Annotated in this window: 11 protein-coding genes, 1 tRNA gene and 1 pseudogene; 7 read left to right on the forward strand and 6 right to left on the reverse strand. The window is 73.3% G+C overall.

The window, feature by feature from the left end; translation table 11 throughout:
• The first annotated feature begins 20 nt into the window (after positions 1-20).
• Entirely contained in the window at positions 21-1,934 is a 1,914-nt protein-coding gene (locus ABZO31_RS16705) for a vWA domain-containing protein (protein ID WP_406862023.1), read from the forward strand.
• The gene (locus tag ABZO31_RS16710; RefSeq protein WP_406862024.1) at positions 1,931-3,289 is read left to right on the forward strand and encodes a hypothetical protein; all 1,359 of its coding nucleotides are present in this window, start codon (positions 1,931-1,933) and stop codon (positions 3,287-3,289) included. The genes ABZO31_RS16705 and ABZO31_RS16710 overlap by 4 nt, the downstream gene beginning before the upstream one ends.
• Positions 3,290-3,323: 34 nt before the next feature.
• Here ABZO31_RS16710 and ABZO31_RS16715 read toward each other — a convergent pair whose 3' ends face one another.
• The gene (locus tag ABZO31_RS16715; RefSeq protein WP_406862025.1) at positions 3,324-4,706 is read right to left on the reverse strand and encodes a serine/threonine-protein kinase; all 1,383 of its coding nucleotides are present in this window, start codon (positions 4,704-4,706) and stop codon (positions 3,324-3,326) included.
• Positions 4,707-4,741: 35 nt separating this feature from the next.
• Positions 4,742-5,290 (reverse strand): helix-turn-helix domain-containing protein, encoded by a 549-nt coding sequence (locus ABZO31_RS16720; protein ID WP_406862026.1) that lies wholly within the window; start codon positions 5,288-5,290, stop codon positions 4,742-4,744.
• 167 nt (positions 5,291-5,457) lie between these two features.
• Between ABZO31_RS16720 and ABZO31_RS16725 the strand changes: the two genes are divergently transcribed.
• Positions 5,458-5,530 (forward strand) — tRNA-Ala (locus ABZO31_RS16725).
• Positions 5,531-5,659: 129 nt separating this feature from the next.
• Here ABZO31_RS16725 and ABZO31_RS16730 read toward each other — a convergent pair.
• From ABZO31_RS16730 to ABZO31_RS16740, 3 genes and pseudogenes are all read right to left on the reverse strand, one after another.
• A pseudogene (locus tag ABZO31_RS16730) lies at positions 5,660-6,560 on the reverse strand (RNA polymerase sigma-70 factor).
• A gap of 27 nt (positions 6,561-6,587) precedes the next feature.
• The gene (locus ABZO31_RS16735; RefSeq protein ID WP_406865374.1) at positions 6,588-7,760 is read right to left on the reverse strand and encodes an NAD(P)/FAD-dependent oxidoreductase; all 1,173 of its coding nucleotides are present in this window, start codon (positions 7,758-7,760) and stop codon (positions 6,588-6,590) included.
• A gap of 204 nt (positions 7,761-7,964) precedes the next feature.
• On the reverse strand, positions 7,965-8,345 hold the full coding sequence (locus ABZO31_RS16740) for an anti-sigma factor antagonist (protein ID WP_406862027.1): 381 nt from the start codon (positions 8,343-8,345) through the stop codon (positions 7,965-7,967).
• Between the two features lie 174 nt (positions 8,346-8,519).
• Between ABZO31_RS16740 and ABZO31_RS16745 the strand changes: the two genes are divergently transcribed.
• Positions 8,520-9,881, forward strand: coding sequence for an MFS transporter (locus ABZO31_RS16745; RefSeq protein WP_406862028.1), 1,362 nt, complete (start codon positions 8,520-8,522; stop codon positions 9,879-9,881).
• An 81-nt stretch (positions 9,882-9,962) separates the two neighbouring features.
• Complete coding sequence (locus tag ABZO31_RS16750; protein WP_406862029.1) at positions 9,963-10,391, forward strand: DUF6344 domain-containing protein; 429 nt, start codon at positions 9,963-9,965, stop codon at positions 10,389-10,391.
• Positions 10,392-10,597: 206 nt separating this feature from the next.
• Here the strand turns inward: ABZO31_RS16750 and ABZO31_RS16755 are convergent, their stop codons facing one another.
• Positions 10,598-11,317: a DUF5324 family protein gene (locus tag ABZO31_RS16755; RefSeq protein WP_406862030.1), complete on the reverse strand. Its 720-nt coding sequence runs from the start codon at positions 11,315-11,317 to the stop codon at positions 10,598-10,600.
• 217 nt (positions 11,318-11,534) lie between these two features.
• Between ABZO31_RS16755 and ABZO31_RS16760 the strand changes: the two genes are divergently transcribed.
• Both ABZO31_RS16760 and ABZO31_RS16765 read left to right on the forward strand, forming a co-directional pair.
• Positions 11,535-12,062, forward strand: coding sequence for a peptidylprolyl isomerase (locus ABZO31_RS16760; RefSeq protein ID WP_406862031.1), 528 nt, complete (start codon positions 11,535-11,537; stop codon positions 12,060-12,062).
• A 121-nt stretch (positions 12,063-12,183) separates the two neighbouring features.
• Positions 12,184-13,044: a rhomboid family intramembrane serine protease gene (locus ABZO31_RS16765; protein ID WP_406862032.1), complete on the forward strand. Its 861-nt coding sequence runs from the start codon at positions 12,184-12,186 to the stop codon at positions 13,042-13,044.
• Positions 13,045-13,079: the final 35 nt, after the last annotated feature.

A 13,079-nucleotide genomic window follows, 5' to 3' on the forward strand; every position in this document is an offset into this window, starting at 1 on the left:
GGCCAAGGGGGACACAGGAGATGAGAGCAGCAACGCGCCGCCGGACGGCGGCGGGAGCAGCGGCCGGGGCGGTGCTCGCCTGGACGCTGGCTCCCGTCGGACCGGCGACCGCCGCACCGGCCGCCGAGGGGGACGGCCGCAGCAGTCTGGTGATGGTGCTGGACTCCTCCGGCTCGATGGCCGAGGACGCCGGCTCCGGCCGTACCCGCATGGAGGCGGCCCGCTCCGCTGTGGGCACGGTCGTCGACAGCCTCCCGGACGGCTACCCCACCGGACTGCGGGTGTACGGCGCGGACCGTGACACGGGCTGCACCGACACCCGGCTCCTCACCCCCGTCGAACCGCTGGACCGGTCCGGACTGAAGCAGGCCGTCGCCTCCGTGAAGCCCAAGGGCGACACCCCGATCGGCTACTCGCTGCAGAAGGCCGCCGCCGACCTGCCGCCGGCGCCCGCCGGGGCGATCGGCACCCGCACGATCCTGCTGATCTCCGACGGCGAGGACAGCTGCGGCACCCCCGAGCCCTGCGAGGTCGCCGAGCAGCTCGCCAAGGACGGCGTAGGGCTGCGCATCGACACCGTCGGCTTCCAGGTCCGGGGCAAGGCCCGCGAACAGCTGGAGTGCATCGCCGAGGCCGGCAACGGCCGCTACTACGACGCCCCGGACGCCGCCTCGCTCGCCCGACAGCTGCAGCGCGCCTCGCAGTTGTCCGCCGACGGCTACCGGCTCAAGGGCACCCGGGTGGAGGGCACGGCGACCCGCGACCGGGCCCCGAAGCTCGTCCCGGGGCAGTACCTCGACACCATCGGCCCCGGCGAGGAGCGGCACTACGCCGTCGACCTCGACGCCCTCTCCACCGCGAGCTTCTCCGCCACGGTGGTGCCCCAGCCCGGCGCGAAGGTCGACATGCTGGACGCGCTGAGCACCCGTGTCGAGAAGGGCGACAGCCGGTGTGACCTGAACACCCAGTTCTTCTCCCAGCACGAGGGCGCGACCCCGCTCACCTCGGCGGTGCTCCGCGTACCGAGCGAGGAGGGCAAGCGGACCTGCGACGAGGCGGGCCGCTATCGCCTGATCGTCGAGCGCAAGAGCCAGGCGGACTCCGACGCGGCACGCTGGCCCGTCGAGATGACCTTCGGCGTCGAGGCGCCGCCGGCCGCGGGGACGAAGCTCGCCCAGTCGCAGCCGGAGTACGGCAAGGGCGACAAGGACGCCGCGGTGCCGGCGGGCGACCCGAAGGACATCCGCGGCGGCACCGGCTTCAACGACGCCCGCGAGATCGGTCCCGGCGTGTGGCGGGACCGGCTGCTGCCGTCCCAGACGCTCTGGTACCGCGTCCCGGTCGGCTGGGGACAGCAGCTGCGCTACGACGTGGAGTTCGCCAACGAGCCGACCGTGAAGGGGTACGGCGGGGCGAGCTCGTACGGCGCCTCCGAGGTGTACACCCCGGGGCGGCACCCGGTCGGCGGCGGCACGGGCGAGTTCGACCCGCGCACCGTCTACAACGGCCGTCCGGCGAAGATCGAGCTGGGCACCGTGCCGGTCTCCTGGACCAACCGGCACGAGCACCACCCGAACGTCCTCCCGGTGCACACCAAGGGCGGCTTCTACATCGCCGTGACCCTCGGCGCCCGGGCCGCCGAGATCGCCGAGAACCCCCAGATCGGTGTGGTGCTGCGGGTGGCGGTGCTCGGCGACGCGCTCGCCGGACCGCAGCACGGCGCCCCGGTGGCGGAACGCACAGCGACCGATCGGGACGATTCGCCCGGCCGCGCAGACAGCGGAGGGACGGGCGGGGCAGGATGGACCGGCACCGCGGCCGCCGCTGCCGCGGGCGGCGCGGTCGTCCTGATCGCGGGCACGGTACTCGTACTGGTACGGCGCAGGGCGGCGAACCGGACGACGACCACGGAGACGACGAGGAGAAGCGCGTGACGACGCAGCGCATCCGGACAGTGCGCGGCACGGGCCGCAGGGCCGCGGCCGCGGTGGCGGCGCTGTGCGCGGTGGTCGCGCTGCCCGGGCCCGCCTGGGCGGCCGGCGAGGCCCCGTACGCGTACGACAGTGCGGCGCAGCAGGTGAAGGGCGCGGATACGACCACGAACTCGGCGCAGCTGAAGCCGGGTTCGGTCTACCGCGACACCGTCTCCCGCACCGGCAAGCAGTACTACCGGGTCGACCTGGACGGCCAGCACAACGCGTACGTGTCGGTCGTGGCGGTGCCGCCGCCGGGCGGCAAGGCGGACTACACCGACGGGATCAAGGTCAGCCTGCAGGACGGCTCCGGCTCCCAGTGCAGCGCGCAGGAGGCCCAGTTCTCGTCGGCCGGGTACACGCGGCCTATCACCGCGTACGCGATGCGCGAGGTCGAGCCGGGCGGGGACGGCGGCAACTGCCAGTCGCCCGGCGCGTACTACGTGCTCGTCGAGCGGACCAGCAAGTCGACGTCCACGCCCGAGGACTGGGGCCTGGAGATCCGGCACGTCACCGAGCCGGCGCTGAAGGCGGCCGCGCCGACCGCGCCCTCGGACGACTGGGCGTCCGCCTCGCCGCAGCCGCCGGATGGCGGCCCGACGAAGCGCGTCGGCGGCACGAGCTACTTCGACGCCACCAGCCTGACCGAGGGTGAGTGGCGGGACGACATCAGGCCGGGGCAGACGCTGTTCTACCGGGTGCCGGTCGACTGGGGACAGCAGCTGTTCGCCACCGCCGAGCTGGGCAGCAGCCCGACCGGTGACGACTACGTGAGCAACGCGCTGGTGCTGTCGCTGGACAACCCGGCCGGCGGCCACGTCGACGACAACACGCTCTCGTACAGCGGCAAGCAGGCCACGCTGGCGCTGGACCCGCAGCCGCCGGTCGCGTACGAGAACCGCTTCGAGTCCTCCGGCGACGTCAGCGACATGCGGTTCGCCGGCTGGTACTACCTGTCGGCGACGCTCAGCCCGGAGGTGGTGAAGGTGTACGGCGACAAGCCGGTGCCGCTGACGCTGCGGGTGAACGTCGTGGGCCAGGCGCAGGACGGCCCCGGGTACGTGGGCGACCCCGGGCCGTTCGCGGTCACCGACGACGACCGGGACGCGGCCGCCAGCGGGCAGAGCGGCTCGGAGGCGTCGACCAGCGGGACGATGAAGCTGGTCGCGGCCGTCGCGCTCGGGGCGGGTGCGGTGCTGCTGCTCGGGCTCGGCGGCTGGGTGCTGGTCGCCCGGCGGCGGGCGACCCGGGCGCAGGCCCAGGCACCGGCCCACACGCAGGAGCCGACGCAGTACGGGCCGCCGCCGGCCTGGTAGCCCTTCGTGCCGGGCGGCCGGTCAAACCCGAGGATCAGACCTGGGTGAGGGCCCAGACACCGACCGCCAGGCACAGCAGCGCGACGATCAGCACCGGGACCGCCACCTTCGGGGGCGGTCCCGGTCGCGTACGCGGGGCCGGGGGAGCCGCCTGCTGCGGCTGCGCCACGGCGGCCGCAGGGGTCCGTACGGGGGCGTGCGCCGTGTACTGACGGGTCGCCGGCTGCCCGTAGGGCACGGCGGACGTGGGGGCCTGGGCGAAGTCCTGGCCCGAGGTGGGGGCCTGCGCGAAGTCGGGCGCGGCTGCCTGGTGGGCGGCGGCGGTGTAAGGGGCGGCCGGGTACGCGGGCATCGGCGCCGCCGGCGGCTGCTGGTGGGCGGGCGTGTCCGGCGGCTGCGGGGACGGCGTGGGGGACGCCTGGTGCGGCGGTGCGGGCGGCGGGAGGCGGAAGCTCGTCTCGGCCGGGAGAACCGACTCCTGCGCGGCTTCAGGAGCGGCCGTGGGGGCCGTAGCAGCTGTGGGCTCCTGGGCGGCCGCCGGCGGCCCGTCCGGGCCGAAGCCGGCCGGCAGCGGACCGAGCTGGTCGAAGACCTCGACCGGCTCCTCGTCCGGACCGGCGTCCGGCAGCAGCTCCACGGCCGTGGCGAGCGCCTTGCGCGCGCCGTTCGCGGTCCGGAACCGGGACTGCGGGTCGGGCTGGAGCAGCCCGGCGAGCACCTGCCACAGCGGCTCGGGGATACCCTGCGGGGCCCCGGGGGTGCCGTGGGCGGTGAAGTAGTCGACGAGGGCCTGGGAGTCGGGCTTGGTCCCCTGGAGGAGATACAGCGCCACCAGGCCGGTGGCGAACAGGTCGGCGGTGAAGTCCGGCTCCGCGCCCATCAGCTGCTCCGGCGCGAAGTAACCGGGCGTGCCCACCACGTAGTTCGTCTCGGTGAGCCGGGGCTCGCCCTTGCGCATGGAGATGCCGAAGTCGGACAGCCGCAGATGCGGCCGCCCGGTTCCGGTCGCCTCGAGCAGCACGTTGGCCGGCTTGATGTCGCGGTGCACGACCCCCTCGGCGTGCACCGCGGCCAGACCGGCCAGCAGCTGGTCGAGCAGGACACAGACGAAGCGCGGCGGGAGCGGACCGTAGTCGCCGATGAGGTGCGCCAGCGAGCCGCCGCTCACCAGGTCCATGGTGAACAGCACCTTGTCGTCGTCCGCGGCCCAGCTGGCCGGGGCGAGGACGTGCGGGTGGTCGATCCTCAGAGCCTGCTCGCGGACGAAACGCAGCAAGGTGTGCGCGTCGCTCTGCTGGAGCACCTTGGCGGCGACATAACGCCGCCTCCGGTGGTCCCAGGCACGCCACACCGCGCCCACCCCGCCGCGTCCGATCGGGTCGACCAGTTCGTACCGGCCCGCGAAGACCTCACCCATTGCGCTGCGCCCGCTCCCGTCGTGCCGTGTCGGCGTCAGTTCTGGTGCGACTCGTAGTGCGAGACCGCGTCGGACGTACGGCCCGCGCCGTACACCCGGAGGAACTCTGCCAGTTCCGGATGCGTCGGGGCGAGAGAGTCCGCCGCGTCGATGATGTCGCCGGCCGCCGCGACCGAGCGCAGCAGCGACTGGATCTCGCGGACCACCCGGCGCACGGTCGGCGCGCCCGAGCTGTTCGTCGTCTGGCTGGTGGTGGTGAGGACCGAGCCGCCCTGCGACTTCTTGATCTCCTCCATGCGGTCGGTGGCCTCGGCGGCGCTGATGCTGCCGTCCGCGACCTGACCCGCGAGCTCCTGCAGGGCCTGGACGCGCTGGACGACCGCCGGGTTGCCGATCTTGGCCCGCTGGCCGCTCATCAGCTGGGACAGCATGGGCGCGGACAGGCCGAGTACGGCCGCGAGCCGGGCCTGGTTCAGCCCGAGATCGTCGATCAGCCGGCGGAACAGCGCCCCCAGCGGCTCGCCGTACCAACTGCGCTGAAGCTCTCTGGCTCTTGCCGTGGCTTCCTGCTGCGCTGCATCCATTGCTTCTCCCCATCCCTGCGGTTCGCCACTGCGAACCTCGCAAGCATCTTACGGAGAGTGCTCTCGCACCGGGAGCCCCAATGTTTTTGCCGTACCCGGGGGGTGACCCGGTACTCTGGTCTGCGGCGCGGCCCGGTCGGGAGAACGACCGGTCGCCTGCGTTTTCCGGGGCCTTAGCTCAGTTGGTAGAGCGCTGTCTTTGCATGGCAGATGTCAGGGGTTCGACTCCCCTAGGCTCCACTCCTCGAATGCCCTCCGACCTGGGAAGACTCCCGGGCGGAGGGCATTTGCGTCGGCTCGCGCGGCTCGTCCGCGGGCGGCCGCGGGCGGGCCGGGGGCGATCCGGGGCGGTCCGGGGCGGTCCGCGGCTCAGCGCAGGGCGAGCGGCGTCTCGGAGCCGACGTGGGTGAGCTTCTCGGGGTTGCGGACGTAGGAGGGGCCGGTGATCAGGGCGTCCTCGACGCGCAGCGCCATGACGCCGTCCAGTTCGCCGTTCACGTGCACGGCGAGCGCCGGGCTGCCGTTGACCACGGTGGTCTCGCAGGCGACCGTCACCCGGTGTCTGGCGGTGCCGCCGAAGGAGTAGCGGGCCACCTTGTCGGCGCCGACCACGGGCCGCAGCGCGGCCCGCTTCCCGCCGCCGCCGTCGCTCACCAGCACCACCTGCGGGGCGAGCACGTCGAGCAGCTCCTGCGGGTTCCCGGACTCGAGCGCGCGCCGGAACGACTCCAGCGCGGCCCGGACCACGCCCGGGGAGGCCGTCCGGCGCGGGTGGCGGGCGGCGGGCGTCGACGCGCCGGCGGGCGCGGTGGGCGATCTGGCGGACGGCCCCCGGGCTCCTTTCGACGGCCTCGGCTATCTCCTCGTAGTCGATCTCGAACACCTCGCGGAGCACGAAGACGGCCCGTTCGGTCGGGGAGAGGCTCTCCAGGACGAGCATCATCGCCATCGACACGCTCTCGACCAGTTCGACGTCGGCGACGTCGGGGGTGGTGAGCATCGGCTCGGGCAGCCACGGCCCGACGTACGCCTCCCTGCGGCGCTTCACGGTGCGCAGCCGGTTGAGCGCCTGGCGGGTGGCGATCCGGACCAGGTAGGCCCGGTGGTCGGCGACCCGGTCCGGCTCGGCCCGGATCCAGCGCAGCCAGGTCTCCTGCAGGACGTCCTCGGCATCGGCGGCGGAGCCCAGCACCTCGTACGCGACGGTGAAGAGCAGATTCCGGTGGGCGACGAAGCTCTCGGTCGCCCGGTCGGTGGTGGCGTCGGCCACGGCATGCGCTCCCCTCCTCGGCGGCCGTCAGGCCGTGTGCCCGGCGGCGGCCTTCACCACGGCCTGCACGGGGGCGTCCGGCGTCCCGCCGCGTTCGGCCAGCTGCGCGCGCCGGTGCGCGTCGTTCGTGGGCCAGCGGTGCGAGCCGGGCTTCGCGGCCTCGTGCACCAGGTGCTTGACGCTGGCCTCGCAGGAGAACTCCTTGAGTTTCGCGCCCGCCCGCCCCGGCACGTAGAGCCGCATCGCGGTGTCGTCCTTGTGGGCCAGCTGGAAGATCGCGGTGCGCCGGCCGAGGCTCACGCACATCGCCGGGAACGACAGCTTGACCCGCTCGGGCCGCTGCCCGGCCAGCCGGGCGAGCACCGTGTCGGCGGCGTGCGCGCCCAGGCAGCCCGCGCCGTACGCGCCCATCCGGAACGGCAGGTCCGACGGGGCGGCCGAGTCTCCGGCGGCGAGGATGCGCTCGTCGTCGACGCTGGTCAGCGTCTCGTCGGTGAGCAGCCGGCCGACGGCGTCGGTGCTCAGACCGCTGCGGGCGGCCAGGTCGGGCACGCCGAAGCCGGTGGACCAGACGGTGACGTGGGCGTCGAGCCGACGGCCGTCGGCGAGCTGCACGGCGTCGGCGGTCACGGCGGTCACCTTGGTCCCGGGGCCCTCCAGCACGGTCACGCCGAGCTCCGCCAGCCTCTTCGCGGCCGTACGGCGGGCGCGGGGGTGCAGGTACGGGCCGAGGGCGCCGCCGCAGGCCAGGGTGACCCCGCGCCCCCGCTCGGCCAGCTCCGCGGCGGTCTCGATGCCGGTGGGGCCGCCGCCGACGACCGTCACGGGGGACGACAGGGGCGTGTCCTCGAGGACGGCCCGCAGCCGCCGGGCCGTCTCCAGGGTGTCGATCGGGTACGCGAACGCGGCCGCGCCGGGCACCTGCGGGACGGTGCTGCCGCTGCCGGCCGCGTAGATCAGGTAGTCGTACGCGAGGGTGTCGCCGCTCGCCAAGGTCACGCCGCGGCCCGCCGCGTCGATGCGGTCCACGGTGTCCACGCGCAGCCGGACGCCGTCGGCGAGGACGGTGGCGTAGTCGACGACCGCCTCGTGCGTTCCGGCGACCAGCTGGTGCAGGCGGAGGCGCGGGACGAAGCTCCGGCGCGGGTTGATCACGGTCACGGTCACGTCGTCGCGCTGGGTGAGGCGATTGGCGGCCATGACCCCGGCGTAACCGCCGCCGATCACGACGACGTTCGTGACGTGCGCGACGTCCGCGGCGCCCGTGACGTTCGGGACGTTCGTGGCGCTGGTGTGCTCAGCCATGGCGGGTCTCCTCCGTCGCCTCCGGGTCCGTCTCCCAGGGGGTTCGGACTCAAGACACCGGGCGGGTCACGGCTGTGACAGTCTGTGGCTCACGTCACTTCAAACCGGTTGCTCCGGGGTCGGCCAGTCGCCGGTGCGCCATTCGCGCTGCTCCGCGCCGCTGCCGCCGCGGTGGGCGGCGAGCGCGGCCGGCAGATCGGGGTGCACGGGTATCGGCGGGCAGCCGCCCTCGGGCGCCGCCGCGAGCTCCAGGCTCCGTCCCTCCGCCGCCAGCCGGACCGCCGCCTCGGCGACCGCCGCGCGGCCGCCGTCCGACCAGCCGCGCAGGCTCGTCAGGTCGAGGATGACCGGACCCGTGCCGCGGGCCACCGCCCAGCCCACCGCGCCCGCGAACCGGCCCACGGCGTCCGTGCCGAGGAAGCCGGCCAGGGACAGCACGCCCAGATCGGGCTGGATGGTGTAACGCCACTCGATGGTCATGGCCGCTCTCTCGTCGGGGACGGTCTTCCGGTCTTTCGCAGAGACGCTCTCCGTGGGGGACGGTCATTATGCATTTCGCCCTGTGAGAGGTGTTCGGGGGCGTCCAAGTGGCCCAGTCTCCCCGGCCTTGAATGGACCAGGTCAGCGGGCCAGTGACTCGCTAACGTCATGGACATGGCCCTCACTCTCCTGCCCCCGCCCGGAGCGCCCCGCGCGCTCGCCGCCGCGCAGCTGAGCAACTCCGTCGGCGACGGCGCCTTCTACGTCTGCTCCGCGCTGTACTTCTCCCGGATCGTCGGCCTGTCCGCGGCCCAGATCGGTCTCGGCCTGACGCTCGCCTGGGCCGTCGGCTCCCTCGCCGGCGTTCCGCTGGGCCACCTGGCCGACCGGCGCGGGGCGCGTGGCACCGCGGTCGTGCTCGCGCTGCTGACCGCCGGGTCCGTCGCGGCGTTCCTCTTCATCCGCTCGTACGGGCTCTTCCTCGTGGCCGCCGCGGCGTACGCGACCGCGCAGTGCGGGCTCGCCGCGGCGCGGCAGGCGCTGCTGGCCGGCCTCGTGGACAAGGAGGAGCGCACCGGCGTGATGGCCCGGCTGCAGTCCACGCTCAACGCGGGCCTCGCGGTCGGCGCGGGGCTCGGCGGCCTGGCCCTGCACCTGGGCAGCCGGGAGGCGTTCCTGGCGGTGTTCGCCCTGGACGTGGCGGCCTTCCTGATCTGCGCGCTGGTCCTGTCCGGGCTGCCGAAGGTCCCGGCCGCGGAGCCGGCCGCCGAGCCGGGCGATGAGGCCGCGCCCCGGTTCGCGGTGCTGCGGGACCGCCCGTACGCGCTGGTGAGCCTGCTGAACGCGGTCCTGCTGCTGCGGCTGCCGCTGCTGAGCCTGGCGCTGCCACTGTGGGTCTCGGCCCGTACGGAGGCGCCCGGCTGGACGGTCTCGGCGCTGTTCGTGCTCAACACGGCGGCCGTGATGCTCTTTCAGGTCCGCGTCGCCCGCTCGGTGACCGATCCGGCGTCCGCGACCCGTGCGGTGCGTTCGTCCGGTGCGGTGATGCTCGTCTCGTGCGCGGTGTTCGCGCTGTCGGCGCTCGCGCTGCCGGGCTGGGCGGCGCTCGGCGTGCTCGTCGCGGGCGCGGTCCTTCAGGTGGCCGCGGAACTGCGGCAGTCGGCCGGGTCCTGGCAGCTCTCCTTCGACCTCGCGCCGGCCGGCCGGGTCGGCCAGTACCAGGGTTTCTTCGGCACCGGGGTGCCGCTGGCCCGTACGGCGGGGCCGCTGCTGGTCACGGCGCTGCTCATGACCTGGGGCGTGCCGGGGTGGTTCGTGCTCGGCGGGATCTTCCTGGTGGCCGGGCTGGCGATGGGGCCGGCGGTGCGGTGGGCCGAGGCGGCCGCGGCCCGGCGGGAGTTCGCGCCGGCCGCCCGAGCAGGGAAGCGGAAGCGGCCGGTTGCGCCGCACGGGTGGTGTTCATCGGAAGAACTGCGTGGCGACGGCGTCGGTCCTGGGTTTCCCGGGCTGCGTACACATCATGAGAAAGGTATGTAGATCGCGCAACCTGAAATGAACCACCGCAGACCCGTCCGAATGACGCGCCGGCCCCCGGCGCACCGCCGAAAGCGAGGAGCCATGGCAACCGCCAAGGTCAAGCAGTTCTGGACCGCCTTCGTCTCCGTATTCGTCGCCCTCCTGGGCGCCCTCGGCTTCGCGACCCCCGCGACCGCCGCCCAGCAGCCCGCCGTCAGCCGCCCGGAGGAGCCGACCGCCTCCGACGCCACCGCCCGCCGCGTGCTCGCGACGGTGCCCGCGCAGGTGGACCGGAGAGCACCGGCCTCCGCCGCCGTCTCTCCGGCGGCGCGGGACAGGTCCCTGCCGCCCACCATCAAGCAGCGCATCCGCGCCGAGGCGCACAACGCCACGCCCTCCGCACGCCACCGTCACCTGCGTGCCGATGCCGCCCTGGAGACCGACCCGGTCGACGACGCGGACCGCGACGAGCGGGCCGAGCGGGCGGAGCGCGGCGAGCGCGCCCTCGCGGAAAGTGCCGCGACGGCGTAGACGCCGGGAGCGCACAGTCTCCCGGCGTCCTCGGACCGGCCGACGTCCTCGGCTGACCGGAGTCGTCCGACCGGCCGGTGTTCTCCGACCGACTGGAGTCATCCGCTCGACCGGTGTTCTCCGACCGACCGACGTTTTCCGACCGATCGGAGCCATCCGCTCGACCGGCGTCCACCGCCCGACGTGCCCCGAACGACGCTCAGGCGTCAGCGGCGCTCGTCACGATCGCGATCGGCGGCATCGGACTCGGCCTGCTTGGCCTCCACCTCGGCGTCGAGGGAGCCACCGCCCTCCACGGACGACAGCGGGGAACGACCCGAACCTTCCGACCCCTCAGTACCCTCCGAGACTTCGGTGGGCGCGGGCGGCTCGACCAGCCAGTCGGGATTGGCCTGCTTGTCCCACCACTTCCACACGGCGAAGGCCCCGCCGAACAGCAGCCCGAGGACCAGCATCCCCTTGGCGGCCGTCCCGGCCTTGGCCCGGCGCTTGTGTTTCCTGACCAGCTTCTCGATCTCCTTCGGAGTCACCTGACCGCGTAGTGCGGCCCAGGCGGCGACGGAACGCTGACCGGCCTCCTCCAGGACGGGACCGGTCGCCGCGACCGCGCTCTCGACACGCGGCACGGTGTAGTCGGCCGCCACCCGGGCGGCCTTGCGGGTACGGTCCGCCGCTGTGTGCGCGGCAGCGTCCACCCGCGGCGGTACATGCGGCGCGACATGCGCGGCGTACTGCACACGAGCCTGCACACGGGCCTGATGTGCGGCCTTGGAGACCTTCGGTGCGAGTTTGACGCGTGCCTCATGCGCATAGAGCGCGGCCTGCTCTCTGGCCGTGTCTGCGTAAGGCGCCACCACGTCCGCGGCGTGACGCACGCTGTCCTTCGCCGAACCGGTCGCGGCGCGCACGCTGTCCATGCGGGTCACGGGATCCTCCTCCTCGGTGGCGTAATCGCGGGATCCGGGACGCAACCGAGTGGCACGTCCCGAACAGGGCACAGTTCGCATATCCGCCCTTCGCGAAATCATGCCCGCAGATTCCCCGTCCGGCATGCGGGGCAGCCATCCGGGTCATGCTTCTGCCTCCGCGCCCCTTCCGTGCGAGGATCGGTCGACGTAAGTGCAGACTCACGGAAGGCACATCGTGGCCGAGAAGCTTTACGCCACCCTCAAGACCAACCAGGGCGACATCGAGATCGAGCTCTTCCCGAACCACGCCCCGAAGACGGTCAAGAACTTCGTCGAGCTCGCCAAGGGCGAGCGCGAGTGGACCGACCCGGCCACCGGCCAGAAGTCCACCGCCCCCCTCTACGACGGCACGGTCTTCCACCGGGTCATCGAGGGCTTCATGATCCAGGGCGGCGACCCGCTGGGCAACGGCACCGGCGGCCCGGGCTACAAGTTCGCCGACGAGTTCCACCCGGAGCTCGCGTTCAACAAGCCGTACCTGCTGGCCATGGCCAACGCCGGCCCGGGCACCAACGGCTCGCAGTTCTTCGTCACCGTCTCCCCGACGGCCTGGCTGACCGGCAAGCACACCATCTTCGGTGAGGTCACCGGCGAGGCGAGCAAGAAGGTCGTGGACGCGATCGCCACCACCCAGACGAACCCGCGCACCGACCGTCCGGTCAACGACGTGGTCATCCAGTCCGTGGTGATCGAGACGCGCTGACGCCGGCGCGCGGCTCCCCTTTCGTCTCCGGGGAACCTTTTCGCCCCGCCCGTCCGTATGGATGGGCGGGGCGGTGTGTTGTCACCGGCCCCGCCGTCCACGTCCTCAGGAGGGACCTCCCATGGAGTCCGGTCTGTCGCGCTGCTACCGCCACCCGGACGTGGAGACGGGCATCCGGTGCACCCGGTGCGAGAAGCCGATCTGCCCGGAGTGCATGGTCAGCGCGTCCGTGGGCTTCCAGTGCCCCGACTGCGTCCGCAACGGATCCGGCACGGGCCACGCGCCCGGGGCCAACCAGCCGCGCACGATAGTGGGCGGCCGGCTCGCGTCCGACGGGCGCTTCGTCACCAAGATCCTGATCGGGATCAATCTGGCCCTGTTCATCGCGGTGCTGGTGGCCGGCGACCGGCTGGTCGACGAGCTGGCGATGATCGGTTACGCGTACAGTCCGGCGCTCGCCGAGACGGTCGGGGTCGCGGACGGGGAGTGGTACCGGCTGCTCACCTCGACGGTCCTGCACCAGGAGATCCCGCACTTCCTGTTCAACATGCTGGGCCTGTGGATCATCGGCGGCACCGTCGAGCCGGAGCTGGGCCGTACGCGGTACGCGCTGCTCTGCCTGCTCTCCGGGCTCTCCGGGTCCGTGCTGGTCTATCTGGTGGCCCCGGAGAACCAGTTCTCGCTGGGCGCCTCCGGCATCGTCTTCGGCCTGATCGGCGCCTTCGCGGTGCTCGCCAAGCGGCGGCGGCACGACATGCGGCCGGTGGTGCTCTTCATCGGCCTGTCGCTGCTGCTGACCTTCACCCGGGAGAACATCTCCTGGGAGGCGCACGTGGGCGGTCTGGTCGGCGGTGCGCTGGTCACCCTGGCGATGGTGCACGCGCCGCGGGAGCGGCGCCGGCTGGTGCAGTACGGGGCCTGCGGGCTGCTGCTCGCGGTGAACCTGGGGATCGTGCTGGCCCGATCCGCCGCGCTGGTCTGAGCCGGCGTCCCGGGGTCCGAGACCGCCGTTCCGGC

The sequence above is a fragment of the Streptomyces solicamelliae genome (genome assembly GCF_045348655.1).
In the GTDB taxonomy this organism is placed as follows: domain Bacteria; phylum Actinomycetota; class Actinomycetes; order Streptomycetales; family Streptomycetaceae; genus Streptomyces; species Streptomyces solicamelliae.